General features: G+C 51.0%; 22 protein-coding genes. 14 read left to right on the top strand and 8 right to left on the bottom strand.

The genetic code is table 11. The features are described from left to right. Positions 1-436 precede the first annotated feature (436 nt). From DPA2511_RS16045 to DPA2511_RS16025, 5 genes are all read left to right on the top strand, one after another. The gene (locus DPA2511_RS16045) at positions 437-3,214 is read left to right on the top strand and encodes a flavocytochrome c (protein ID WP_015854791.1); all 2,778 of its coding nucleotides are present in this window, start codon (positions 437-439) and stop codon (positions 3,212-3,214) included. Positions 3,215-3,287: 73 nt separating this feature from the next. Next, a complete protein-coding gene (locus DPA2511_RS16040; RefSeq protein ID WP_015854790.1) occupies positions 3,288-4,265 on the top strand; it encodes an FAD:protein FMN transferase in 978 nt (325 codons plus the stop codon). Between the two features lie 530 nt (positions 4,266-4,795). Then, positions 4,796-8,845, top strand: a complete 4,050-nt coding sequence (locus DPA2511_RS16035) for a CHASE domain-containing hybrid sensor histidine kinase/response regulator (RefSeq protein ID WP_194250206.1) — start codon at positions 4,796-4,798, stop codon at positions 8,843-8,845. Continuing rightward, complete coding sequence (locus DPA2511_RS16030; RefSeq protein ID WP_015854788.1) at positions 8,826-9,764, top strand: diguanylate cyclase domain-containing protein; 939 nt, start codon at positions 8,826-8,828, stop codon at positions 9,762-9,764. The genes DPA2511_RS16035 and DPA2511_RS16030 overlap by 20 nt, the downstream gene beginning before the upstream one ends. A gap of 191 nt (positions 9,765-9,955) precedes the next feature. Next, positions 9,956-11,611: a glucan biosynthesis protein D gene (locus DPA2511_RS16025; RefSeq protein WP_015854787.1), complete on the top strand. Its 1,656-nt coding sequence runs from the start codon at positions 9,956-9,958 to the stop codon at positions 11,609-11,611. A 123-nt stretch (positions 11,612-11,734) separates the two neighbouring features. Here DPA2511_RS16025 and DPA2511_RS16020 read toward each other — a convergent pair whose 3' ends face one another. Together DPA2511_RS16020 and DPA2511_RS16015 are read right to left on the bottom strand one after the other, a co-directional pair. Then, positions 11,735-11,992 (bottom strand): hypothetical protein, encoded by a 258-nt coding sequence (locus tag DPA2511_RS16020; protein WP_015854786.1) that lies wholly within the window; start codon positions 11,990-11,992, stop codon positions 11,735-11,737. Positions 11,993-12,425: 433 nt separating this feature from the next. Next, positions 12,426-14,099, bottom strand: a complete 1,674-nt coding sequence (locus tag DPA2511_RS16015; protein WP_015854785.1) for a sensor domain-containing diguanylate cyclase — start codon at positions 14,097-14,099, stop codon at positions 12,426-12,428. An 804-nt stretch (positions 14,100-14,903) separates the two neighbouring features. Here DPA2511_RS16015 and DPA2511_RS16010 point away from each other — a divergent pair. From DPA2511_RS16010 to arsB, 3 genes are all read left to right on the top strand, one after another. Continuing rightward, entirely contained in the window at positions 14,904-15,293 is a 390-nt protein-coding gene (locus tag DPA2511_RS16010; RefSeq protein WP_026595222.1) for an ArsR/SmtB family transcription factor, read from the top strand. 87 nt (positions 15,294-15,380) lie between these two features. Next, positions 15,381-15,776, top strand: a complete 396-nt coding sequence (locus DPA2511_RS22975) for an ArsA-related P-loop ATPase (RefSeq protein ID WP_318842332.1) — start codon at positions 15,381-15,383, stop codon at positions 15,774-15,776. A 56-nt stretch (positions 15,777-15,832) separates the two neighbouring features. Then, positions 15,833-16,885, top strand: a complete 1,053-nt coding sequence (arsB, locus tag DPA2511_RS16005) for an ACR3 family arsenite efflux transporter (protein WP_015854783.1) — start codon at positions 15,833-15,835, stop codon at positions 16,883-16,885. A gap of 173 nt (positions 16,886-17,058) precedes the next feature. Here the strand turns inward: arsB and DPA2511_RS16000 are convergent, their stop codons facing one another. From DPA2511_RS16000 to DPA2511_RS15975, 4 genes are all read right to left on the bottom strand, one after another. Next, entirely contained in the window at positions 17,059-17,775 is a 717-nt protein-coding gene (locus DPA2511_RS16000; protein WP_015854782.1) for a sulfite exporter TauE/SafE family protein, read from the bottom strand. 528 nt (positions 17,776-18,303) lie between these two features. After that, positions 18,304-18,732 (bottom strand): glutaredoxin-dependent arsenate reductase, encoded by a 429-nt coding sequence (arsC, locus tag DPA2511_RS15995; protein WP_015854781.1) that lies wholly within the window; start codon positions 18,730-18,732, stop codon positions 18,304-18,306. A 122-nt stretch (positions 18,733-18,854) separates the two neighbouring features. Continuing rightward, on the bottom strand, positions 18,855-19,676 hold the full coding sequence (locus DPA2511_RS15990; protein WP_015854780.1) for a class I SAM-dependent methyltransferase: 822 nt from the start codon (positions 19,674-19,676) through the stop codon (positions 18,855-18,857). A gap of 447 nt (positions 19,677-20,123) precedes the next feature. Then, positions 20,124-20,876, bottom strand: coding sequence for an IclR family transcriptional regulator (locus DPA2511_RS15975; protein WP_015854779.1), 753 nt, complete (start codon positions 20,874-20,876; stop codon positions 20,124-20,126). 392 nt (positions 20,877-21,268) lie between these two features. On the opposite strand from DPA2511_RS15975, the gene DPA2511_RS15970 reads away from it, so the two are divergent. The 6 genes from DPA2511_RS15970 (at position 21,269) to DPA2511_RS15945 (ending at position 26,078) form a co-directional block, all read left to right on the top strand. Continuing rightward, positions 21,269-21,661 carry a RidA family protein gene (locus DPA2511_RS15970; protein WP_015854778.1) on the top strand — a complete coding sequence of 131 codons (393 nt, stop codon included), beginning with the start codon at positions 21,269-21,271 and terminating at the stop codon, positions 21,659-21,661. Between the two features lie 134 nt (positions 21,662-21,795). Then, positions 21,796-22,632 (top strand): ABC transporter substrate-binding protein, encoded by an 837-nt coding sequence (locus DPA2511_RS15965; RefSeq protein WP_015854777.1) that lies wholly within the window; start codon positions 21,796-21,798, stop codon positions 22,630-22,632. Positions 22,633-22,682: 50 nt separating this feature from the next. Beyond that, positions 22,683-23,420, top strand: coding sequence for an amino acid ABC transporter permease (locus DPA2511_RS15960; RefSeq protein WP_015854776.1), 738 nt, complete (start codon positions 22,683-22,685; stop codon positions 23,418-23,420). Next, positions 23,417-24,061: an amino acid ABC transporter permease gene (locus DPA2511_RS15955; RefSeq protein WP_015854775.1), complete on the top strand. Its 645-nt coding sequence runs from the start codon at positions 23,417-23,419 to the stop codon at positions 24,059-24,061. The genes DPA2511_RS15960 and DPA2511_RS15955 overlap by 4 nt, the downstream gene beginning before the upstream one ends. Next, a complete protein-coding gene (locus DPA2511_RS15950; RefSeq protein WP_015854774.1) occupies positions 24,058-24,795 on the top strand; it encodes an amino acid ABC transporter ATP-binding protein in 738 nt (245 codons plus the stop codon). The genes DPA2511_RS15955 and DPA2511_RS15950 overlap by 4 nt, the downstream gene beginning before the upstream one ends. An 11-nt stretch (positions 24,796-24,806) precedes the next feature. Further along, positions 24,807-26,078 carry an alanine racemase gene (locus DPA2511_RS15945; protein WP_015854773.1) on the top strand — a complete coding sequence of 424 codons (1,272 nt, stop codon included), beginning with the start codon at positions 24,807-24,809 and terminating at the stop codon, positions 26,076-26,078. A 135-nt stretch (positions 26,079-26,213) separates the two neighbouring features. Here DPA2511_RS15945 and ccdB read toward each other — a convergent pair whose 3' ends face one another. Beyond that, on the bottom strand, positions 26,214-26,519 hold the full coding sequence (gene ccdB / locus DPA2511_RS15940; protein ID WP_015854772.1) for a type II toxin-antitoxin system toxin CcdB: 306 nt from the start codon (positions 26,517-26,519) through the stop codon (positions 26,214-26,216). 2 nt (positions 26,520-26,521) lie between these two features. Then, a complete protein-coding gene (ccdA, locus tag DPA2511_RS15935; RefSeq protein WP_015854771.1) occupies positions 26,522-26,740 on the bottom strand; it encodes a type II toxin-antitoxin system antitoxin CcdA in 219 nt (72 codons plus the stop codon). Positions 26,741-26,791 lie beyond the last annotated feature (51 nt).

The raw sequence follows: 26,791 nt of genomic DNA, 5'->3' as shown, positions 1-26,791 counted from the left end.
CCATCTGTATTTACCCCTGTTGATTAAATACCCCTGTTGTTGAATCAGGTATTTCCGGTATTCGTCTTTTTCTCATAAGTATGATGTATTGATTTTATTTTAATTTATTGATTTTATTAATTTTTAACTATCTTTTCTGTCAGTGATTTTCATCAGGAGTTTATTGGCGCGGATAGGTGTTATTTATTCAGGTAAACAAAAAGTTATTTTATTTAAAAATAATGTGATCTTTTTATTTTTGAAAACATCACGTTATAAACAGCGCTATAACATAATACTGAATTATTAGTTAATTAACTAATTTGAGTATTTTGAAACTAAAAAGCCAATCATATTAACGCGATGACATCGGCCTGCTTAAGCAAAACCAAAAACAATAAACCGATAACAAATTTAAAGCATATGAAACATTTGTAATTTATGGAGTCTCTCAACTATGAGCATTAACGATCGGGTTCTCAGTCCGTTTACTTTGCCCAATGGCGTCGAGCTTAAAAATCGTCTGCTGATGGCGCCCATGACCACCTGCACCGGTTTCTACGACGGAACCGTCACCAAAGAGCTGGTGGAGTATTATCAGGTACGCGCCGGCAGTATCGGCGCTGTGATTGTGGAGTGCTGTTTTATTGACGACAGAGGTTTGGCGTTTCCCGGCGCCATCGGCATCGATCACGACGACAGGATCGCCGGCCTGGCTAACATCGCATCGGCCATCAAGGAGAAGGGCTCTAAAGCCATTCTGCAGATCTATCACGGCGGCCGTATGGTGGAGCCGAAGCTGATTGGCGGCCGCTCGCCGGTGGGGCCGAGCGCCGTCGCCGCGCCGCGTGAAGGGGCGCCGACGCCCATCGCGTTGACCGCCGGGGAAGTGGACGGGATGATCGCCAAGTTCGGCGAAGGGGTGCGCCGCGCCATTGCGGCCGGTTTTGACGGGGTGGAGATCCACGGCGCCAATACCTATCTGATTCAGCAGTTCTATTCGCCTAACTCCAACCAGCGTACCGATGAATGGGGCGGCAGCCGCGATAATCGCGCCCGCTTCCCGCTTGCCGTGCTGGATATCACCCACGCCATGGCCCGCCAGTATGCCGATGCCTCCTTCATCATCGGCTATCGCTTCTCGCCGGAAGAGCTGGAAGAGCCGGGCATTCGTTTTGACGACACACTGTATCTGCTGGAAAAACTGGCTGCACGCGGGTTGGATTATGTGCATTTCTCTATGGGGCACACATTGCGTCCGTCTATTGTCGAAACGACCGACCCTACACCGTTGATCCAAAAATATGTCGCCATGCGCTCCGAGGCATTGGCTCGCGTGCCGGTCATTGGCGTGGGCGGCGTGGTGAACAAGGCCGATGCCGATGTCGCGTTGGATCACGGCTACGATCTGGTCGCGGTGGGCAAAGCCTGTATCGCCTACCCGGACTGGACCGATCGCATCATCGGCCAGCAGCAGGTTGAACTGTTTATCGACAGCGCCAAACGTGAAGCGCTGACCATTCCGGAACCGCTGTGGCGTTTCTCGCTGGTGGAAGCGATGATCCGCGACATGAGCCTGTCGTCGAAGAAATTCAAGGCCGGCGTATTCCAGGAAACCGTACAGGACGATGCCAATGAACTGGTGATCAACGTGAGCCTGGAAACCGACCGTATTGCCGATATTTCACTGGAACACAACCCGAATCTGGATGCTTCTTTCGTCACCCGTTTCGACGTCATCCGCTCCCGTATTCTTGACGCCAACAGCCCGCATGTGGATGCCGTCACCGGCGCGACCACCCAAAGCGAAGCGGTGAAAAAAGCGGTTTCCAAAGCGCTGGCCAAATCCTGCAAGGCGGCGATTCTGGAAGACGGCGGCGACCCGCAAGAGATGCCGAGTTACGACGTAGTGGTCATCGGCAGCGGCGGCGCCGGTCTGGCCGCGGCGATTCAGGCCAGCGATGACGGCGCGAAGGTATTGATTGTTGAGAAGATGTCCAGCATCGGCGGTAATACCATCAAGGCGTCGGTGGGGATGAATGCCGCCGGCACCCGTTTCCAGAAGATGAAAGGCATTGACGACGATAAAGAACGTTTCTACGAGGAAACGCTGAAAGGCGGTAAGCATAAAAATAATCCCGCATTGCTGAAACGATTCGTGGACGGCGCGCCCAAGGCGATCGAATGGCTGGCGGAGCGCGGTATCGAACTGAATGACATCACCATCACCGGCGGTATGAGTGTGGATCGCACCCATCGTCCGGCGGACGGTTCCGCCGTCGGCGGTTTCCTGATCAGCGGGCTGGTGAAAAACGTCAACAAGCGTGACATTGACGTGATGCTGGATACCTCGGTTATCGACATCGTTCACGACGACGGGGCCATCGCCGGTGTGCGGGTGCGTAATGAGGATAATGAAGAGCTGAACATCGCCGCCAAAGGGGTGGTGGTGGCCACCGGCGGGTTCAGCGCCAATCACGAGATGGTGGTGAAATACCGTCCCGACCTGAACGGCTTCGTGACCACCAACCATAAAGGCGCCACCGGTAGCGGTATCGCCATTTTGGAGAAGATCGGCGCGGATACCGTTGACCTGGGCGAGATTCAGATCCACCCGACCGTAGAACAGTCGACGTCTTACCTGATTTCCGAGTCGATCCGCGGCGGCGGCGCGATTCTGGTCAATCAGCAGGGGCAGCGCTTCTTCAACGAGATGGAAACCCGCGACAAGGTGTCGGCGGCGATCATCAATCTGCCGGAAAAATACGCCTATATCCTGTTCGATGAGCAAGTGAGGCTGAAAAACAAGGCAGCCGACGAGTATCTGTCCCGGGGTTTTGTCGTCAGCGCGAACTCTCCGCGCGAACTGGCGGAAAAACTGGATATGGATAAGCACAACCTGTTGGCGACGCTGGAACGCTACAATGTGTTCGTCGACAAACAGCAGGATGCAGACTTTGGCCGTAAGACCGCGCTGCGTCACCCGATCAATCAGGGGCCGTTTTATGCGATCAGGATTGCACCGGGCGTGCACCACACCATGGGCGGGGTGGTGATCAACACCGAGACCGCGGTATTGGATAACGACAAACGTGTGATCCGCGGTGCTTTCGCCGCCGGTGAAGTGGTGGGCGGCATCCACGGCAGCAACCGCATCGGCGGCAATGCCGTCGCCGACATCATCATTTTTGGTATTCAGGCGGGTCGTAACGCGGCATCCTACGCGCAGTTGTAATCAACAGCCCATCCGTCTGCGTCAGAGGATATCTGGCGCAGACGTCCTTTCCCTTGCTTGCGGACGTTATGCCATGCCATCAGACGCCCCGGTTTATGCGTATTCCACCGTGTTAATGGGGTCGCCCATTCTGCTGAAATTGTTTGAACCTAACGCACCCTTGGCATCTCAGGTGTTTGGCTATATCAGGCAGCTTGAAGATAGCCTGACCGTCAATCGTGCGGTGTCCGACGTTATGGCAATCAATCAAGCCGCGGGGCGACATGCGGTGGCCGTGAGCCCGCAGATTTTCAATCTGATTCGGCGTGCTAAAGCAGTCAGTCTGCTGGCGGACAGTTGTTTTAATGTCGCCATCGGGCCGGTGGTCAAGCGCTGGAAAATCGGTTTTCAGGGCCACAGCGAGCCGCCGGCCGATGAGCTACGGGCGCTGTTGGCACTGACGGATCCGCAGGATATCCGGCTCAATGCGCAGGATCATTCGGTGTTTCTGGCCAAAGCGGGGATGGAGATCGACCTGGGGGCGATCGCCAAAGGCTATATCGCCGATGTCGTCAAACATTATCTGTACCAACACCATATCTATCATGCGTTGCTCAATCTGGGCGGCAATGTACAGACGCTGGGCCGGCCGCAAACAGGCGCGCAGGCGCTTTGGTCGGTGGGGTTGCAAAAACCCTTTTCCGATAAGGGCGAGTTGATCGGCGTGATTGGCGTCGCCGACAAGTCGGTGGTGACGTCCGGCGTGTATGAACGTTACTTTGAGCTGAATGGCCGCCGTTATCACCACATCCTTGACCCGAAAACCGGCTACCCGCTGGATAACGAGCTGCTTAGCGTCACCATTATTTCCGATGCCTCCATCGACGGCGATATCTACACCACGCTGATTTACGGCATGGGCGTTGAGAAAGGGCTGGCGTATCTGGCCCAAACGCCTGATATCGAAGCGATCTTCGTCACCCGAACCGGCCAGGTCATCCTGTCTTCGCAACGGCAATATGCCTTTACGTTACTGGATGAGCAGTATGAGCGGGTTAATGCACCAACCTGAAGCTGATGGCGTTCAGACCGGTGGCGTGGGCGTTGTGGGCATTGTTATGGAAGAATGTCGAAAGCCGGGTGATCCGGTCATAACGTGAGAATGTGGTTAATGGCTAATCATTCCAGCGGGCGACATCACCGTCGTCTTGATGGCCTCCCCGCCAGGCGTCATATCCCAGAGGCGTTGTTCCACCTCGTCCGCCCCCTGTTATTCGCTGAATGCCGCTTCCGGTATTGGCGGCCTGACCTTGTCTGCGTGCGTAAAACATGCTGGGAAACTGTCGTAACTCTTAATCTGCACTAATACTTGGTCTATAGCCGCGTATTTTGTGTCGATCCACGTAGTGAGAGCGCCTTGCGGGTGATCCGTATGTGGAAAAACCGAAACGCTATCAGGTTGCCCTGCATGCCATGGCGGTAATGCCGCGGGCATGGGGGCGCATACCAATCACCACATAGCGATCTATGAAAAAGAACATGGCCCGGCGTTCAGCCATCAGCGCGGTCAATAATATGCTTCATGCCCATCTGATCACTGCTATGACATTTTTAGCGTGTCTCGGGCTGACGATGTTGGTTGCCGTTGCCGTCAATCACCTCAATGAGCAGCGCATCAAGGCCGCGATCATCGATAGCGCCACGCCGCTGTTCAATTCTGTCATCGATAAAATGAACCGCTACCGCTATGGCTTGCTGGAAGCGCGAACCGCGGTACTGGCCAGTGGCGGGGAAGATATTAATCCGCAAGGATATTATCAGTACGGTGCGACCCTGGATTTGGCGAATAACTTTCCGGGCGCCCGAGGCTTTGGTTTTGTGCGCCGGGTTCTGCGGGCCGAGCTGGCGGATTATCTGGATAGAGAACGTCATGCGCATCTGCCTGATTTTTCAGTGAGCAGTTTCGGCGATGAACAGGATGAACTGTATGTCGTCGAGTATCTGGAGCCGCGGAGTTTCAGTTCCAACGCCACGGTGATTGGCCTAGATCTGGCGTCGAATCCATTCAGAAAACATGCGGCGGATGAAGCGATGCTATCCGGCCAAGCCATCATCACCTCTCCGCTTTCGTTAAAGTTCGGCCTGGATACGATTTCCAATTCGTTCTTGTTATTTATGCCGATTTACCGTGATGGGGTGACGCCGGATGATGAAGCGGAGCGGCGGCGGAAAGCCTTTGGTTGGGCGTATGCCCCCATCAGTATGGCCGAAGTGCTTAAGAATGAATCCTTCAGCGAAGGCCGGGTCATCCTGCGTTTGAGCGATGTGACCGAACTGGGCGATCCGATGGTGTTTTACCGCAGCGCTGAACAGGAAGGCCTGTATCCGTATTACCACGATGTTCCTGTTTTGGGGCGAGTCTGGCGGTTCAGCCTCACCGTGACCCCGGCTTATCTGGATACGCTCAACCTGTTTTCCATCACCGGCGTCATCCTCTTCGGTATCGGGCTCTCGGTCGTGATGGCGATGCTGGTGAATACGCTGAAATTGCGCCGTGCCGACAGAAAGCAGCTCCAGCAAGAGCGCAGCAAACTGGAGATGATCGTCGAAAGCTCCCCTGACGGCATCATCGGTAAGGATACGCAAGGCATTGTTATCAGTTGGAACGGCGGCGCCGAGCGCCTGTTTGGTTATACGCGCGAAGAGGCCATCGGTCGCCCATTGGTTGACTTGATTATTCCCGAACAGTTCAAGGACGAAGAGCCCGATATTTTACGCCGGGTCTGCGCGGGGGAAACCGTCAGCGCGTTTGAAACCCTCCGTCACCGTAAAGATGGCTCTGAACTTGTCGTATCCGCCACGATCTCGCCGATTCGTTCCCCTGATGGGCGGGTGATAGGCGTGTCTAAAACTGTGCGGGATATTTCGCTGCAAAAAGAAGCGGAAAGACGGATTCGGAACCTGAATAGTGAGCTGGAGCAGCAGGTTCGTCAGCGCACCACCGAACTGGCCGAGGTCAACCTGCTGTTCCGCACCGTGTTGTCCGCCGCCCATGAGTTTTGCATTATCGCCACCGATTTGAACGGCGTGATTACGTTTTTTAATAAAGGCGCGGTGCAGATGCTGGGGTACAGCGAGGATGACGTGGTAGGAAAAGCGACGCCTGCGATTTTCCATGACGAAGACGAGCTGGCCTCTCGCCGCCATGAATTGAGTGACGAATACGGTGAGGCGATCCACGGGTTTGACGTCTTTACCTACAAAGCGCAGCGAAATCAGTCGGAGCATCGTGAGTGGACCTATTGGCGCAAGGATGGCAGCCGCTTCCCGGTCAATCTGGTGGTGACGGCCATGCGGGACGAGCAGGATCAGCTACTGGGCTATCTAGGGGTCGCGACCGATATCACTCGGCAGCGCCAGGCTCAGGATGCATTAGAAAAAGCCAAGCGTCAGGCGGATGAGGCTAATGAAGCGAAAACCATGTTTTTGGCCAATATGAGCCATGAGATCCGCACCCCGATGAATGCGGTGCTGGGCATGTTGCAACTGTTGCTGCGAAACAATTTGACGCCCAGGCAGCATGCGTTTGCCTCAAAAGCGCATATCGCGGCGACCTCCCTGCTGGGGTTGCTCAACGATATTCTCGATTACTCGAAAATCGATGCAGGCAAACTGGAGCTGGATCCTCAACCCTTTGATTTCAATGCGGTGATGCAACATTTAGCGATCATGTTTTCGGGGAACTTGCGCGCTAAATCCATCGAACTGTTATTCGATCTGGATCCGCAACTTTCCCCTTACATGATTGGCGATGAGCTTCGGTTGCAGCAGGTGCTGATTAATCTGCTCAGTAATGCGATCAAATTTACCGATCACGGCGATGTCATCGTTAAAACGGTGCTGTTGGCGGGCGACGCAACGACGCAACAGATGCGCATCAGCGTAACAGACAGTGGCATCGGCATTAGCCCGGAGCAGCAGACGCGCATTTTCGGTGAATTTATCCAGGCGGAAGCCTCGACGACCCGACGTTATGGCGGTACCGGTTTGGGGTTGGTCATCTGTAAACGTTTGGTGGAAAAAATGGCGGGCGTGCTGGAGGTGGACAGTGCTTTAGGGCAGGGCAGCACCTTCTCGTTGACGCTGACCTTCCCCAGGGATACGACGGTGGAATGGGTGCCGCCGAAGTTGACTACCGTCCCGCCGCGGATCCTGGTCGTGGATGATAACCATACCGCCGGCGCGCTGTTGGTTTCGATGTTGGCTGCGTTGCAGATACCCGCCGTCGATGTGGTGAACGCCGCACAGGCGCTCGCGGCATTGAAGCAGGCATCCGAACAGGGCAACCCGTTTGAGATCGTGCTGATTGATGAGGAGATGCCGGATAGGGACGGCTTCTCCCTGGTTCGCCAGATTCGTCACGATGCGGCGCTGCCCTCGCCGCCGACCCTCATTTTACTGGGTTCCGCCAGTGATGAGGGGATGCCGGAATCTGGCGCGTCTCCCGATATTGATCGGGTGCTTGCTAAACCGGTAATGCCGATACCGCTGCTTCAGGCGATTGCGCCCCAGGGGGAAACGCCGCCGGCGCCGGACGCGGGGGCGGCCGCAGTGGATAGCGCGGGAGAGATGTTGAAGGGCTTATCCGTGCTGTTGGTTGAAGATAATGCATTTAATCAGGAAGTCGCGCGCGAGCTTCTGATCGGGGAAGGGGCGAGCGTCACGATTGCGTCTGGCGGGGAAGCGGGCGTCAGGTGTGTTACGCAGGGTGAACATCGGTTTGACGTGGTGTTGATGGATCTCCAAATGCCGGATATCGATGGTTTTGAAGCCACCCGGCGTATTCGCGCCCACCCGGACGGCCGCACGCTGCCTATCATCGCCATGACTGCGAACGTCAGCCAGGCGGATAAACAGGCCTGCCAGGCGGCGGGGATGAACGGGCATCTTGGCAAACCGCTTGATTTTACTGATGTGATCCGGACGTTGGCGCCGTTGGTTGGCCGGGCATTCACCGGTGAGACTTCTTCTTCGCAAGAGCATGGCCCTTTGGCGCGGGCGTTGCAGCGTTTCGGCGGCAACCGCGTCTTGTTGGAGAAACTGTTGCACTCGTTTATGCCGTCATTCAGGACGCTGTCGGAGACCCTGAAACAGCAGTGCGCCGCGCAACATTGGCAGGACGGCATGGCGACGCTGCATACCCTGAAGGGGATCACCGGGACGGTTGGGTTGGATACGTTTTTTCAACGGTTGGCGTCGACGGAAGCGGCATTGAAATGTGCTGCGGATACGGAAAAGGCGGCGCTTTTTCACCCATTACTGACCACGCTTGATACGGATGCGCAGCGGGAATATGAAACGCTGAACGCGCTGATTGCCGGGACGCCGCCGGAAGATGACATATCGCCAGCCGGGCCGCCGCCGGATATCGACATTCCGACGGCGCTGACCGCATTGGATACGCTGCTGAGCAGCGGCAATCTTAAAGCGATTTCTCAGGCGGAACGGTTGTCCGATGCGCTCAGGCATGAGGTGGCGCTGGCGACGTTGCTCCGGCAACTGGCGCAGGCCACGGAGAACCTCGAGTTTGATGATGCAAGCCGTATTCTGGCTTTGATAAAGGAGCATCCCGATGTGGAAAAATATGCTTGAGCAATATGGGCAAAAAGGGATGAAACCCAAGGTGCTGATCGTCGACGATCAACCGATCAATATCCGGATTCTGCATGAGGTATTCACCGAACAATTTGATGTGTTGATGGCGACCAGCGGCGAAAAAGCGCTGGAGCAGGTGCGTACTCAAACACCGGATCTGATCCTGCTGGATATCGTGATGCCTGGCATGGATGGCTACGAGGTGTGTCGGCGTTTAAAAGCCGACCCACTTACCGAACTGATCCCTGTCATTTTTATTACGTCTCAGACCGAGGCGGAGGTGGAAGCCTATGGGTTTGAGGTAGGCGCGGCGGATTTTATTTCTAAACCGATTAATCCAGCAGTGGTTCGCGCACGGGTGATGACGCAACTCACCCTGAAACTGTATATGGACAACATGCGCGATATTGCCTGGATTGACGGGTTGACCGGGTTGGCGAACCGGCGGCGTTTCGATGAGATGTTGCCGGGGTACTGGCAGGTTTGTCGTCGGGAGCGCCGTCCTATCGCGTTGTTGATGCTGGATGTGGATTTCTTCAAACGTTACAACGATAGCTATGGGCATCAGGCTGGCGATGATTGTCTACGCCAGGTCGCCACGGCGATACAGCAGAATATTCGTCGCCCGATGGATATGTGCTTTCGGTATGGCGGGGAGGAGTTCGCTTGTTTATTGCCGTTTACCGATCTGGCGGGCGCCTGTCAGCGTGCCGGAGCCATTCTCGACACCGTCCGGCAGTTGGCGATCCCGCATCGCGCCTCAGAGATCAGCGATTCCATTACATTGAGTATTGGTGTGGATTGCCAGATCCCTCACCGTGAGGACGGGTGGAACCTGTTGTTGCGTAATGCGGATACTGCGCTTTATCAGGGCAAGGCTCTGGGGCGGGACCGGTGGGTGAGTTTTACCTCGTAGACGCGGATATCTCTGCTGATTGCTGATATCGCGTGCCTCAATATCGGGGATGACGTGAGGCGTCGGTGGGCGAAAATTGTGATCCAGCAACAATTTTAAATAGAGCCATGCCGACGCTGATTGTACTATTTCCGCTTCGCGTTACCTGACGGTAAAACAATCTTACCAATGCACAAGGATATTTTTCTGGCATGAACCGCAGACGTTTTATTCAGGCTTCGATGGCCCTTGCCGCGGCGTGTGGCACCCCCACGCTGGCAACGCTCTTTTCTCAGGCCGCCTGGGCGCAGGATGCCGGGCTCGCCAATGGGCGCGCCACCGACTTTGATTTCGCCGTGCTGCAGGGCATGGCGCGCGATTTGGCGAAAAAACCCTGGGGAGGCGCTCCGCAGCCTCTGCCGGCAACCCTGGCCAACCTGTCGCCGCAGGCTTATAACAGTATTCAATATGATGCCGGTCACTCGTTGTGGAACGGCATTGCGAAACGGCAGTTGGATGTGCACTTTTTCCATGTCGGCATGGGGTTCCGCCGCCGGGTACGGATGTTTACGCTCGATCCTCATACCCATCAGGCACAGGAAATTTACTTCCGTCCGGCGTTGTTCAACTACCACAATGCGGGGGTAGATACCCGTCAGTTAGAGGGGCAATCGGATCTCGGTTTTGCTGGGTTCAAAGTGTTTAAAGCGCCGGAGCTGGCGCGTTATGACGTGCTGTCTTTCCTTGGGGCCAGCTATTTCCGTGCGGTGGATAAGACCGGCCAGTATGGGCTGTCGGCGCGCGGCCTGGCGATTGATACCTATGCCAAGGGCGTGGAGGAGTTTCCTGACTTTACCGCGTTCTGGATTGAAGCCCCGAAAGAGGGGGAGACCTCGTTTGTGGTGTATGCCCTGCTGGATAGCCCCAGCATCGCCGGCGCGTACAAATTTACGCTGTATTGCGAAGCCACCCAGGTGGTGATGGAGATTGAAAACCATCTCTATGCGCGTAAAGACATCCAGCAATTGGGTATTGCGCCGATGACCAGCATGTTCAGTTGCGGGACTAACGAACGCCGGATGTGCGACACCATCCATCCGCAAATCCATGACTCCGATCGTTTGGCGATGCTGCGCGGCAACGGCGAATGGGTGTGTCGGCCGTTGAATAACCCACAGCGTTTGCAGTTCAACGCATTTATGGATGAAAACCCCAAGGGGTTCGGTCTGCTGCAAACCGATCACGACTTCAACAGTTATCAGGATGTGATGGGGTGGTACAACAAGCGTCCCAGCTTGTGGGTGGAACCGCGTAACCAATGGGGAAAAGGCAGCGTCGCGTTGATGGAAATCCCCACTACCGGCGAAACCCTGGATAACATCGTCTGTTTCTGGCAACCGGAGAAATCGGTCAAAGCGGGTGATCGGCTGAACTTTGCGTACCGTCTGTACTGGAGTGGGTTGCCGCCGGTTAAGACGCCGCTGGCGCAGGTGTATGCCACTCGTACCGGGATGGGCAGCTTCCCCGAGGGTTGGGCGCCCGGCGAACATTTCCCGGAAAAATGGTCACGCCGTTTTGCTATCGATTTTATCGGTGGCGATTTGAAAGCGTCGGCACCCAAGGGGATTGAGCCGGTGATCACGTTGTCCAACGGGGTAGCGAAACAAGTTGAGGTGCTGTATGTGGCGCCATTTGACGGCTATCGCATCTTGTTTGACTGGTATCCGACATCGGATGCGACCGATCCGGTTGAAATGAGGATGTTCCTGCGTTGTCAGGGACGTGCCATCAGCGAGACCTGGTTGTATCAATATTTCCCACCGGCGGCGGATAAACGCCGTTATATCGACGATCGTCAATTCAGATAGTTTTCCACAGACATGCCGACCCAGCCTGAATGTGTATTCACCAAGCATTCAGGCTGGCGGTGTCGTTCGTCATCTCTCTGTACAGCCTATTGCGGCGACGGGAATAACACTTGCGTATAATTTTTATTCGTGAGATAAAGAGCGCCACATTTTTGCGCCCGAAGGGAATTGCTGCGCAAAAGGATAGATGGCGCCACGGTGAAAGAAACCGACCTGCTCTTTAATAACCCGAATGGTTAACAGCGTCACCCGATCAGCGGTGTGGCGGACTCTTTCACTACGCGGCAGAACGTTTATTCCATTCACATTGAACGATAAGTAAAAAGAATAGTTATAAACGATGTGCTGCGCGGGATCCGGTGTGTTGCTTTCAAGCCGCATCTCCCCGTCGTCCCGCAGGTTGTACACGAGTTGATTTGATTGCTCGGCCTATTGCTGAGCTCCGCCCCTTTTGGGCACCGCAAGCGGTGTTGAAATTTGCCCGGTTAATTTGTCATTTATTTGAATCATTCATCGCAGCGTGCGCTATATCCTGATCAGTTTTATCGTTATTGAACCATCATGATGTTGATATGAGTGTATGCCGTCATACTTTACGTTTCAGGTGGCCCAAGTTTCAGTTGGCTTAAGCTTCAGGGGCGTTGACGGCGTCCGTTCACCCGAATTACTCACGGCAATCCGTTCATTGGGGTTCATTCACGTCGCGTTGTTAATGAACCGTGCTCTACAGGCCGGTGCCCGGCGTTGTGTAATACGTCAACCGGTTCCTGCCATTCGAATGATTGAGGATGGAATACAATTATTTTTATGATTGTCATCTTGATAACAGATGAGATTTCAGTTCCCTCTTGTTTTTATACATTCGTTTATCTGCATCAATGATTAAGTTTTCAATATTAATATTCTGATTATTTTTCCTTAACGAAACACCAATACTGGTTCTTATCGTGATTTCGATATCATCGATAATCACTGGCGAGGTCAGGTTCGAGTGGATTTTTTTAACCAGTAACTCCGCTTCGGATTCCAGAACGTTAAATTTTGATCGCTCAATGATTAACAAAAACTCGTCGCCTGATAGACGGGCAAAGAAATCATCATGTTGAATGTTTTCTTTCACAATCTGTGAGAATTTGATCAGGGTTTTATCACCAAAATCATGCCCGTAGTTGTCGTTGATTTCTTTAAAACCGTTTAAGTCAAAAAATAAAACACCGATACCATAATCATCATGGCGTATTTTTAATTCTGGATTCCGATAATGTTCAAGGTAGTCATCAATTGCGCGGCGGTTGGGTAATCCCGTCAACAGATCATGATTAGCGTCATAGCGGTATACATCTTGTTGGTTTCTGAATTCAGTGATGTCATTTGTTAAAAGGTAAAAACCATCCTGAAGTTTCTTGGCGGGTATCACCGTATTGTTGAAAACAACATTCTCACCATTAATTTCTATCGTTTTCTCGAATGAGTAACTTATTTTCTCATAGACTTTTTTGATTTTGAAATCCGCCGGAGAGAAAAATTTACGGTCATAAAAATGGAAAACCGATGTGTTTAGTATGCTTTCCGGTTTACATGAGAAATATTGTTCATACATGTTGTTGATAAATGTAAAATTGAGGTTTTTATCCACGTGGGCAACTAACGCAGGGATGCTGTCAACGATCTCGCTTAATCGTAATTGGCGGTGAATTAACGCTTTTAAATTTTCAACCCGATTACTGACATTTGTAATAGAAATGGAGTAATAGTTTTTATTATTAACCTGATAGGTATTGGTGGTTATTTCAATGGGGAACCTGTTGCCATCTTTACCTTTTCCGTAAAAACGTTTTTTGAAACCACCATGACGTTCTGAGTGAGCCATGAATATGTCTGAAAACGAAGCCCCCAGCGTGCTTCTTTTTTTAGGGAAAATAATTTTTTCACATATTTTATGGTTTAATACTCGCTCATCCAGCTGGAACATATTCCTGGCTGCAACATTGAATTTTGTGGCGCAGCCATGCTCATTAAATTCAATGAATGCCTCTTTCTTATTGTTGATGAAAGTATCGAATCGATCCGTCTCATCAGGCGGTGTTGAGTCGGGGAAATGATTTTTCCCAACTAAGCTTGGATCATTGTTCTTGAAAAAGGCCGTATCATAAGCATGTAAGTAAAAATACATTACCTGGTTATCTTTTTTTATAACACCTATGTGGATAAGCGTTTGGATAGGGCTACCATCGCCTTTCTGAAAAGTGTGATAAAAAAAAGAACTTTTGAGTTCATCTTTCAATAATGCGCTAATTATTGATATGTATCCGCTAGCATCATTAATAGCAGACAGCTTACGGAAAGGGCACCCTTCAATATTTTCCCTGCTGATGTCAAGCAGTTCACAGAATGCTACATTAACTTTGACAAAATTCCCTTTGAGATTGAGTATCGCAGTGGAAATATCAGATTGTTCAAAAAGTTCATTTTGAAAATCCGCGATCATTGCATATCTCTCTTACATGAGAAAATAGATTAAATAATTTCCTATTATCTTATTTTTATAAAATATGTCAATGTTTGCTATAAATAAAATTTGGCTGATGATGATTGTTCATGTTTATAAATATCCATAGCCCGATTGTACTGGGAGTTATATCCGATGACGCCATTTCCTATTATTCAGTGGAATGAAATTCTTGCATATTTTAAATAATACTATACTGAATTTCTGCTAATCAATATTTATGGTGAGTTCTTTTTGTGATGCGTTGGCTGTCATGATAACGGCCTATTTTTCTAAAAAAATTGTATGCAGGACGGCAGTTAGTTTTTTATGCTGATGAAACTTGTTGATAATTATATTAATTATTCCAGTGTCTTGAGTAAGCATGCGGATATCGCTCTATTTTATCGCTCTGGAGGCGGGTGTTTAGCGGGGCTAATTTTTCTGTGAATATATATATAGATAATTTTTTATGAAGTATTTCCGTGGCGCCCTGCCATAACCCGCATTACCGTCGGGCAAGCATGAGTGATGAAACTCAGGATTGCCATCCGGGTAAATATACCACCGGAATATTATTCCTTAGCGGGCGTGATGGCGAGCGAAAGGCCCGTGCCATTATCACCGTTTGATGAAGGCTGCCAGGTTTGGCATCAGTTTGAATATCTTCACATTATTCCTCGTACAACCCGTCTTTCAATCAGTGCGTATATCGACACAAGGCTAAATTATCAGGGGGTTGAGGCTTGCCATACCATAATACTTCAACAATAATTGAAATATCGTATGGTTGTGTTCGGTAACATGCTGAGTGCAGATTATGGAAAAAAAATAGCCACAGGTCTCTTTGAATCCCTTTCTTCCGGTGTACGTCTGGATGTCTATCGCTTGCTGATCAGAAAGGGGACTGAAGGCATGGTCGCCGGCGATATTGCATCAGTGCTTGATATCCCGCCGACCAATCTGTCGTTTCATTTAAAAGCGTTGGTTCAGGCTGGGTTGCTGACGGTTGAGCAGGAAGGACGTTACCAGCGTTATCGCGCCAATATCCCATTAATGCTGGATTTGATTGCCTGGCTGACCGAAGAGTGTTGTGCGGATCATCCTGAGCAATGCGCTGGTTTTCGTTCCGCATCAACGTGTTATGACGCCGTTTTGCCGCCGCTTAAGCTCTCGAAAGAGGACAAAACATGAAGGTACTTTTCATGAAGGTACTTTTCATAAAGGTACTTTTTATGAAGGTACTTTTTCGATGTTGACGACTGCCGCCGCCTTGCGGCGATTGAGGCGCCGGCCACGGCTTCAGCGAAACGGCGTCGATTTACCTGGGTTATCGCTGCATTTCATTGGCTGAAAGGGCCGTCGGCGGCGCGCTTACGGGATAGTGAACAGACAAAAGTCATTATCGCCACACTGGCAGAAACCACGCCTGTACTGGAAGCCGCTCATCTGCAAGACGATTTACGTCGTGCCGGTATTGAGCTTTGGGCGTGGGTCATAAACAACAGTTTGGTCGATGCGACGCTCACATCGGCGCTATTGCGTCAAAGGGCCTGTCGCGAGCGGCGGCAAATCGATGCTATCCGCACGCACCATGCCCGGCGTTGTGCGCGGGTGCTGTTGCAGGAGCAAGAGCCTGTCGGCGTTAACCGGTTGCTGCAGTTATGTGCGCACTGATGCTGTGTTTAAATTTTCCGATATTCTGAACTCGCGTTAATGAGGGTAAATAAAAAATGTCTACAGAAAGCCAGGCTGTTTCCTCTATGAGCCTGTTTGAGCGTTACCTGAGCCTTTGGGTCGCGCTCTGCATAATCGTTGGCATTCTGCTGGGCCAGGTTATGCCGGGCGTCTTTCGTTTCATCGGGGGATTGGAGATAGCTCAGGTGAATTTGCCGGTAGGTGTGCTTATCTGGGTAATGATTATTCCGATGCTGCTTAAAATTGACTTTGGGGTGCTGGGGCAGGTTAAAGAATACTGGCGTGGTATTGCGATTACATTGTTTATCAACTGGTTGGTAAAGCCTTTCTCAATGGCGTTGTTGGGGTGGTTATTTGTTCGCTACTTGTTTTCATCGTGGCTGCCTGCTGATCAGCTTGATAGTTATATCTCCGGGTTGATCCTGTTGGCGGCGGCACCTTGTACTGCGATGGTTTTTGTCTGGAGCCGGTTAACTGGCGGCAATCCTTATTTCACCTTGTCGCAGGTCGCGTTGAACGATGCGATCATGGTTTTTGCCTTTGCGCCTATCGTCGGTTTATTGCTTGGTTTGTCTTCAATTACCGTCCCCTGGGCTACGCTGTTGACCTCTGTCGTGTTGTACATCGTGGTGCCGGTGATTTTGGCACAATATTGGCGTAAGGCTTTGTTGCGCAAGGGGCAGCGAGAGTTCGACAACGTGCTCGCGAAAATGAACCCATGGTCGATAGCGGCATTGTTGGTCACGCTGATGCTGCTGTTTGCTTTTCAGGGGGAGGCCATTCTGCAACAGCCACTGGTGATTGTGTTGCTGGCGGTTCCCATTCTATGCCAGGTGTTATTAAATTCGTCCCTGGCGTATGGGTTGAACTGGTGGGTTGGCGAAAAGCACAGTATTGCCTGCCCCTCGTGTTTGATCGGTGCGTCAAATTTCTTTGAATTGGCGGTTGCTACCGCGATCAGCCTGTTTGGTTTTCATTCCGGCGCGGCGCTCGCCACCGTAGTCGGCGTGCTGATTGAAGTCCCCGTCATGTTGTTGGTTGTTCGTGTCGTTAATCGTTCGAAAGGGTGGTATGAAAGAACGCAGTGATTAGCCCGGCGGGTAACTGCCTGCAGAGAAATCAGTGCAGCAACGTTATCCGATTGTCAGCGCATTGGGCTGAGCGCAAGCTCAGCCGTTGCGCGCGGGACTTTGCTGAGCTTCCCGGCGATGTGAAGGACGCTTTCCATTTTTTTGCGCAATGTCCGGTTGATTCATAGCCGTTATTTCATCGCCATATAAACGCCTAGCGCAATCAAGCCGGTAAAAAAGCAGCGTCTAAAAACCCGTTCACTGATGACGTTTCGTAAATATTGGCCTGCATACATACCTATGAGCGCCGGAATTAATGCGATTGCGGATAAGTAATAATCAACGTGATTCAGTTTACTATCCCATGATAAGTGTATGGATAACGCAATGGTTGATGCTGTAAAAGCTAATCCCAGTGCCTGAACAAGATCATTTTTATTTAATTGGAGTGATTGCAAATAGGGTACGGCCGGAATAACAAAAACGCCCGTTGCTGCAGTAATGGTTCCGGTAATATAACCCACTACCGGTGAAAGCCATTTCTCTGAGTTACCCGGCGATGGGAGTTTTTTAGCTACCAACCCCCAAAGACCATAGAGGGCAAGAATAATACCCAGTGCCGTTTCCGTCCATGATGACGTAGACGTTAAACCGGGTAATACACTCAATAACGTGCCAAGAAAAATTCCGACAATAAATCCCCATAATCTTTTGATCAGATTAAAAAATGCCGGGCCGATCAATAATTGCCATATATTGGTTACTAACGAAGGAATAATGAGTAAGCCCGCCGCACTGACCGGTGCCATCACGATAGTTAACAACCCCATTGATATTGTCGGCAGTCCCAGCCCAATAACGCCTTTTACCACTCCGGCTAATAGGAATATGAGTATGATGGTAATCACGTTAATCCTCTATTTATGCATGATTATTATTTATATATCAGATGGAATGGATATTAAGTGGGGCAATAAATTATGTATATGCGTATTTTTATGAGGGTGTATCAAGAAAAAACTGAACTGATATTTTATGGAATATGTGTAACGACACAGCGTAATCCCGTTTCCTCTTAGGACACCCACGGAAATAGTAAAGCCAATACAGGTTATTAGCGATCGGTCGGCATACTCTCAAGGCTATAATTCCGTAGGTATATGCTATGAAATCAATGATAAGCCATTGCTTGTTTGATGTTATGACCCGGCCCATCCCTGGGCCTCGCGCCTTTGTGTTGCGGCACGCCGCGTTTAAATGTGCTTTCGGTAAATGGTCATTTCCCGAATGAGTTATTGCAGCCAGCTCATCGGGATTCACGGTAAGTATTGGTTGCATTCACCGGATGGTGAAATATGGCGTTATCCCGCGCCGGTTAATGAGATTGCGTGCCGGATGCTTTCCCTTGCGCAACCTCGGTGAAGGCAGACGTGAGGTTATCGTTTTATACGTTGGCCCTGTTCATCAATAACGGCTTCACCATCCTCTTTAATGAACGAACCTTGCTGGGGATCCGGCAAAATATCCAGTACGACCTCGGACGGCCGGCAGAGTTTAGTGCCAAGCGGTGTGACAACCACCGGACGATTAATCAAAATCGGGTGTTCCAGCATCGCATCAATCAATTCGTCATCCGTGAAATTGTTTTCTGCCAGCCCCAGCTGTTGGTAAGGATCAACGTTTGTCCGTAGGAGTTCTCGTGCAGGAATTCCCATATCGGCGATGAGCTTTATCAGTTGATCGCGTGAGGGCGGCGTTTCCAGATAATGTATTACCGTCGGTTCCACACCGCTGTTGCGGATGAGCGCTAGCGTATTGCGGGAAGTACCGCAGGCAGGGTTGTGGTAAATGGTAATTGCAGTCATGCGGGTTTCTCCAGTTCGGGGGCGCTATCAGCTGGCATTATCGCGGGTAATGCCGTGTTTCAGCTGTCGCCGTCAGTATGACATGCGTGAAATTTCGGGCATAACAGAAATGCACAGTGTGTCTACCTGACCGAATTGATAGGGTTGGATTTTTCTGCGCGGATGAAAATAACTTCGGAGGAGGAAAAGTCGCTTTCCTGAACCAGATCTTGATTAATTTCCGTTACGTTGAACCCGGAATCAGCCAGCAATAACGTTATTGATTCAACCGTGAAATAGTGCGTCCAGATAACCGTGCTAAATGGTTGGCCTGTATCAGGAATAACGACATACTTTTCCCCCCAGACGTTATGTTCTTTAAAGTGCTGGCATTCCGTCAGCACATAACATGGCGATTCAGACCAAAAGTTATGCTCTTCTTCGCGACTCCAACTACGGCCTTCTGATTTTATTTGGCAGATTTGTTCGCCAAAAACATCTAATACAAATGTGCCGTTAACGGTGAGAAGGCTTTTGACATTTTCCAGGAAAGACATTCTGTCATCCGGCGTTAGCGCACCGAAATCGCAATAGATGCATGTAACAATATCAAATATTCCGACATGCAGTTTTTCGAGATAGGAGCCAAGGACATAACGTGCAGAAAGTCCTTTAGACGCCGCATACCTCTCGGCATATTCAACAGATTCTTCATTAATATCAATGCCAACCACATGCCAGCCTCGTTCAGAAATCTCATTGGCATAGAGCCCGGGGCCGCATCCAAAATCGATAAGCGAGCCTGGGGCGGCTCGATTTTTTAGCACCCAGTCAATGGTGGTGTTGATGGTGTCAGGTTTGCGACTGGCGGCATCTGATTCAGGATTAATATGGGCGCACAAGAGCTGTTTGCGGATATAAGGATCTGACCAAATATTGATACTTCCCTTTTCATATAATTTCATTTTTTCTCCTTTTTATCGTTCAAGCGGCGCTTTCATTATCTTTGCGGTTAAATGATACGCCTGTGCGGCCGGCGATAGCGTTGCTGAACGCTGATATCTGCCATTAACTGCGATGTCGTGCCGATATTCGCTTGCATGCTATTTGCCATTTCTTCCTTATTTTATAAATTTTTCCTGGTGTTGACTCGGTTTGTATTCGAATTGAACGCATGGATTTATTAAATACGCTTCATTGGGCTTTGTATAATGGAGAGATTCGATCGTTATGATCGAATTTGTTCATAGCGGCTTCATGGCTGGCCCCAAGCCGGTGTCGCGGGCATCAGAGTACCGGTGGCAACGCAGGGGAAAGTGTGCTCGACATAACATGGAGGCGATGCATGCTTTGATGGCGCTGCCCTTTGCGGAACAGCGCTCTATCAACAACACGCCATTTAGCCATTGCGGCTAGATGAAATCTGATAACGTCTGTCCTGCCGTTATCAGCTCCTGTAGCAACATTTGACGACGTTCTTCTGATGTATCGCGGCTAATCATAAAACAAATTGCGGCCACCGACTGGCCACTGCGTGAACGAATAGGGGCCGCCATGCAGCAGGTAAAACTTTCGGATAAGCCTTCCGTCAGGCAATACCCCTGCTTGCCAGCCTGGCGGATTTCTTCGATAAATTCTTGTTTATCAAGTGTTTTCCCGCTGGATAGTTGGTAGTCCTCTGCGGGGATTAAATCAAGAATCGCACTATCCGACCAATTGCTCAGCAGCAGACGGCCGGTCGCTGTCCAGGGAATCGGTACGCGCACGCCAATATCTGAAGTGATTTTAAACGGATGGGCGTTGCTTTCCGAAAGCACCACCGTGTATTTGTTCCCTTCCAGCATACACAGCTGTACCGTTTCACCGTGCTTTGCAACAATCTCGACCATTAGCTGATGTGCACGACGGATCAGATCGTTATGCGCCATATAGTCCGCACCGTAATAGTGCATTTCGCGGCCAAAAAATACCGACCCTTCGGCATCCTGTTCCACCAGCCCGGCTTCACAGAGCAGGCTGACCAGTTCATAGATGCTGGAGCGGGGGGCGCCAGTCGCGTCTATCAGGTCACGCATCGTCATGGGTTGGCGAGCAATATGCAACTGACGAAATATATCGATAACCCGGTCAACGCCACGCGCCCGTGAGGATTTATCCGCCGGCATAAAAGATTCTCCTGTTCCATTTATGCGAATGAAATATGCTAAAAAAGAGAAGCATCATACACTCCCATGAGGGAATTTACCCACCTGTCGATAAAATAAAAAACACGTTATGCCGGTTATTTTTTTGCGCCAGACTGGGGCCTTATTTTAGGTCGTTTGTTTTTGAATTTATAATTGTCGCTCATGTTCGCCACCGCAAAAACATGCAGAAAATTAATCTGTGAAAACATATTTAAAACACCACTCACGGTAATAGAAATTAAATATCAATATCCGTATTGCAAAAAAACACGGGCTGTGCAAATCTCGCTCTATCCGGTATTTCGGATGATTGTCTGGTATATCAGATTGTATAACGAGGCATCTTTAACCCCGAAGAGAGGCGGAACGGCATGGCAATCAAACGTTATGGCATTGACGGCGGCGTCGGTACGGGGGGGCAGAAACTGCCATTCGCCCGTGCTGTAGAAGCCGATGGTTGGCTGTATATCTCTGGTCAGACCCCAATGCGAGACGGTGAAGTCGTAGAGGGCGGCATTATCGAACAGACCAGATTGGCGTTCGATAATTGCCTGACGATTATGCGCGAAGCGGGTTATCGTGTGGACGATGTGGTGCATGTCACTGCTGTATTAACCGACGCACGTTATTTCAGTTCATTTAATAAAGTGTTCAATGAAATATTTAATGGTCATCCCCCCGCACGTATTTGTAGCGTTCAGGATTTAGTTGTCGACTGTAAAGTAGAAGTCGATATGAAGTGCTTTCGTGCCGATCGTAAGTAATTAATATAATTATATTGAATTATGGTAGTGCCTGTTTATGGATGGGCGACAGGGTGGTCGGTTATTCATTGATTTCTTTATTTTCCTATAAATAACATTTTTATTTTCATCACATTATTTCAGAGAGTATAAAAATGAACGCAACATCACCGAAAATAAGCATCAAAGTAATAGCCAGCGTGCTGGCATTATTGGTTCTCTCCGGTTGTACGCCGACCGAAGAGAAAAAAGAAACCAGCGCGGCGCCGCAATCCGCCCTGCAAAACGTACTGCAACGCGGCACGCTGCGTGTGGGGGACTGTCTCAGCTTCGCGCCGTTCGGCTTTTACGATAAAAACGGTGCTCCGGATGGTTACGATGTCGATTTGGCCAAAGCACTGGCCAAAGCGATGGGCGTAAAACTGGAGATGGTCAACACCACCAGTGCTAACCGCATCCCGAACCTGCAAACCAATAAAGTCGATGTCGTGTTTTGCAACTTCACCCGCAATCTTGAACGCGCCAAAGAAATCGGCTTCACCAATCCTTATGTGGTAGCGAGTGAGGCGATGTTGGTGCGTAAAAACAGCGGTATTCAATCGGCTCATGATATGGCCGGTAAAACCATTGCCACGGTAAAAGGCTCTACCAATGGCGACGACGTCCGTAACCTCGGCATTGACGTGAAAATCCAGGAATACGATTCATCGCAGGCCGCCATCCTGGCGATTAAACAAGGCCAGGCCGATGCGATGGTCGAAGATAACAATTTCCTCGCTTATCAAGCCAGCCTTGATCCGACGCTGATCGTAACGAATGAAGCGCTGGTTCCGTTGGAATACAACGCCTTTGGCGTTAAACAAGGGGATCAGGTGTGGACTCATTATCTGAATGAATTCCTGTTCGAAATCAATGCCTCCGGAGAGAACGCGGCGTTGTATCAAAAATGGTTCGGCAGCAAACCGCGTTATCCCCTGAATCCACAGTTTTGATGGTTGGTGCGCGGCACAGCAGGTGTTGTGCCGCAGGAAGGAGCTAAAACATGAGTTATCAATGGTTAGCCTTGTGGCGATACGCGGACACCTTTCTCTCTGCGGCCTGGCTGGCATTGCAGATTACCCTGCTGGCCTTTCTTCTGGCGGTTGCGCTGGGGTTATTGTCCGCGTTGGCAACGTCATCGTCAGTGGCGCTGATACGTTGGCTCAGCCACGTTTATGTCGAGTTCATTCGTAATACACCGGTGTTGTTGCAGATTTTTATTGTTTTCTTTGCCCTGCCGTCGATTGGTATCACCCTGAATGCTTTCACGGCGGGTGTGTTGGCGCTGGGTATCAATGTTGGCGCATATCTCTCGGAGACGTTCCGTGCGGGTATACAGTCCGTACCGAAAGGCCAACTAGAAGCGGCGTGGATCCTTGGCATGCCGCGTCGTCAAATGTTTCTCCACGTGGTGTTGCCTCAGGCGGCTCGCGCGGTGTGGCCGGCAATCATCAACAATCTGATTCAATTATTGCTTGGAACGTCGCTGCTATCGGCCATTGCCCTGCCTGAATTAACCGGCACCGCGACGGTGATCAATGCCCGCACATTGTTGTATATCCAGACGTTTAGCGTGGTGGCGTTGATCTATCTGTTACTCAGTAATTTGTTCTCCTGGTTAGGGAATGTGGCAGGACGGCGTCTGTTTCATCCGCCGCGGGTGACTCCGGTAAAAAAGTCCGTCTGGCGGCGGACAAAGAAAACGCTGAGTAACCTCGTGAGGCAGGAGAGTTTGCTATGAGCGAATTGATGTTTGACTCGTTGCCGATATTGCTCAGAGGGCTCGGTATTACGCTGCTGCTTTCTGTCGCCGCAATGGTGGGCAGCACGCTGCTTGGTCTGTTGGCTGCGGTGTTACGCACCAGTCGTTTGCCGTTCGGCCGGCAACTTGCTTTGCTGTATACCGAATTGTTTCGCGGTACTCCGGTGCTAATAACACTGATGTTTATTTATTTTGGCGTGGCTTATTTCGGTTATGAAATCAATTTGTTTGCCGCTGGTATTCTTGGTCTGAGCATTTATCAAGGGGCATATATTTCCGAGGTGTTCCGCGCGGGTATTGATGCCGTCCCTAAAGGGCAATGGGAAGTGTCATGGATTCTGGGGCTGTCTAAATGGCAGACCTTTATGCATGTGGTGCTGCCGCAAACACGCGGCATCGTGTTGCCGCCTTTGGTCGGCCAATATCTTTCGCTGATTAAGGACACCTCAATCGTCAGTATGATCGGCATGTCCGAATTGATGCATCAAGGGCAGGCGATTGTCGATCGTATCGGCCAGCCCGCGGTGATTTACAGCCTGGTATCCCTGCTGTACTTCGTTGTCTGCTTTCCGCTTTCCCGCTGGGTTCAACATCATCAGGCCAGGAGCCCGTTATTATGAGTAAGTCAGCCATTACACTGAGCCGTATTAGCAAATCCTTTGGCTCAACCCAGGTGCTTAAAGAGATTAGCCTGGAGGTATTACCTGGTGCGGTTTTGGTGCTGATTGGCGCCTCTGGCTCTGGCAAAAGCACTGTGTTACGTATCATGAGCGGGCTTGAAATCGCTGACGGCGGTGAAATCTGGGTCAACGATGTGCCGTTACACGACAGAAAACGTAGCCGGGAAATCTGCGGCCATGTTGGCATGGTGTTTCAGCAGTTCAATCTCTTCCCTCATAAAACCGCGCTTGGCAATGTGACGCTGGCGCTGGTTAAAGCACAAAAGCTTTCCGAAACCGAAGCCCGCCGCCGCGGTATGGCTGCGCTAACCCGCGTCGGGCTTGCTGATCGTGCGGATTATTATCCCGCTCAACTTTCTGGCGGCCAGCAGCAACGAGTCGCTATTGCCCGAGCCCTGGCGGTTGAACCGAAAATCATGTTTTTCGATGAGGCCACCTCCGCGCTCGATCCTGAACTCGTCGGTGAAGTCATGGCCGTCATGCGCAGCCTGGCGCGTGAAGGTATGACCATGGTTGTGGTGACGCATGAAATGGGCTTTGCGCGCAAGACCGCCGATCGCGTGGTGTTTATGGATCAAGGGGTGATTGCAGAGCAGGGGGCACCGGAGCAAATTTTTGTTAACCCTCAGAATCCGCGGACTCAGCAGTTTTTGTCGCGCGTTCTGGAACATTAAACGGGGGCGTTATGTCGATTCATTTTCCTCTCCAGGCCGACGGTTTACTGGATGCGCAGCAGCCGGCGCCACGTTTTAAATCGGTAGCGGGGTCAGGCAATGCGCCTCTGGCTATGGGGACGTCGATATTCAACAGCGATCAGGTATTTTCGCCGCTGATGGTCATGAAACAGTCCGCGCTGGAGCATAACCTGCGGCAACTGGCGGCCTTTTGCCGGGAAAACGGCGTACTGCTGGCCGCGCACGGTAAAACGTCTATGTCTCCCGCCATTCTGCGCCGGGCGATCACTGAAGGCGGCGCCTGGGGACTGAGTGCGGCAACACCCGCTCAGGTACGTGCTTTACGCCAGTTTGGTATTCGGAATGTGTTGCTGGCCAATGAACTGGTCGACCCGGCCGGCATTCGCTGGGTCGCGCAATATCAGCAGCAGCATCCCGAACACGATTTTCTCTGTTATGTCGATTCATTACAGGGCGTAAAACTGTTGTCGCAACATCTGGGCAGTACCCCTATTTCGGTATTGCTGGAAATGTCCGTGAGTGGTGGTCGTACCGGTTGCCGTTCGCTACAAGACGCACTGGCCATTGCCCGTGCGGTTGCCGCCACGCCTTCACTGCAGTTGGTGGGGGTCGCCGGTTATGAGGGGGCGCTTGGCGCTGGCCGCGATACAGCCGGTATTCAACGGGTGAAAGATTACTGTGCAATGATGATCGATACGGCTGCACGGCTGGCGGAAGAAAAACTGTTCAGCCGTCATCACATCATTCTCAGTGCCGGTGGCGGTGCATGGTTTGATGTCGTGACGGCGTGCTTTGTGGCGGCAAAACTACCGTTGCCGGTGACGCCGTTGATTCGTTCCGGCGCGTATATGGCGCACGACTGCGGGCTCTACGCGCGTATTGCGCCTTTCTCACAGGCAGGGACGACCCATCATTTCACCGCGGCGCTGGAGATTTGGGGGCGAGTATTATCACGCCCGGAAGCCGGGTTGGCCTTTGTTGATTTTGGCCGCCGCGATGTGCCGTTCGATCAGGATTTACCCAACCCGCTGTGGATACGCAATGCTGATGGCCATGCGCCACGCGCGGCGACCCATCTGCGCATCAGTGACATTAATGATCAACATGCCTATGTGTTGCTGCCGGAAGATGAAAAACTGCAGCCTGGCGATTGGCTGGGGTGTGGTATATCGCATCCGTGTACAGCCTTTGATAAATGGCGCTATTTGCCCTTGGTGGACGATGACTATTGCGTCACGGATTCACTGGAAACGGCATTCTGATGGCCAGGCCGGGTCTCGTCATTCTGTAAGCATCCCACTAAACCGGCCCATTCATTTTGAGAGATCTTTTGGCATGCTGTTGTTACTTGATCAAAAAAGGAGGGAAAGGCGATGTGCGGACACGCTGAATCCATCTCAAATCCCCCAAAACATCAGATTAATAGCGCCTTTAATCTCATCGGCGTACTCGCCAAGATCCGCGATAGCCGCACCAATGACCTCAACGGGAACGTTGGATAGTTCAGTGGTCATCAACCGATAATCTTCGCCGTCGATGCGGATCAGCGGGAACAACGCTTTATTCACTTTCTCAGACAGGTGACGCGCTTCGATAAGCGGCATGACCGTTCGCCGCCCTGGCGTCTCGACAATATCACTTTGTACATCGACAAACATTGTGTAGTGACTGGCGCGTTTGTATTGATAAACAAAGAATTGCATGATCACCAGTTCCTGTTTTCATCCGCAAACGAGCCATTTTGTGCGATAAATCGGGCGACTTCTTCCATCCCTTCACGGTTTTCCTTCTTCCATTGCTCAGCTTTGATGCGGCGGGCTTCTTTGCCGATGGCATCGTTCACCAGCCCGGAAATATTGACTCCGGCAGCACTCAGAACTTGATAATTGTCTTTGTCCACGGTAACGCTGACGCGGTGTTTCATGATGATGCTCCTCTCTTATGCGTACTGTGAGTATATACTCCGCATGGTTTT

The organism is Musicola paradisiaca NCPPB 2511 (assembly GCF_000400505.1).
Taxonomy (GTDB): domain Bacteria; phylum Pseudomonadota; class Gammaproteobacteria; order Enterobacterales; family Enterobacteriaceae; genus Musicola; species Musicola paradisiaca.
Note: the sequence above shows the minus strand (reverse complement) of the source record. Positions and strands in the feature narration are given on the sequence as shown.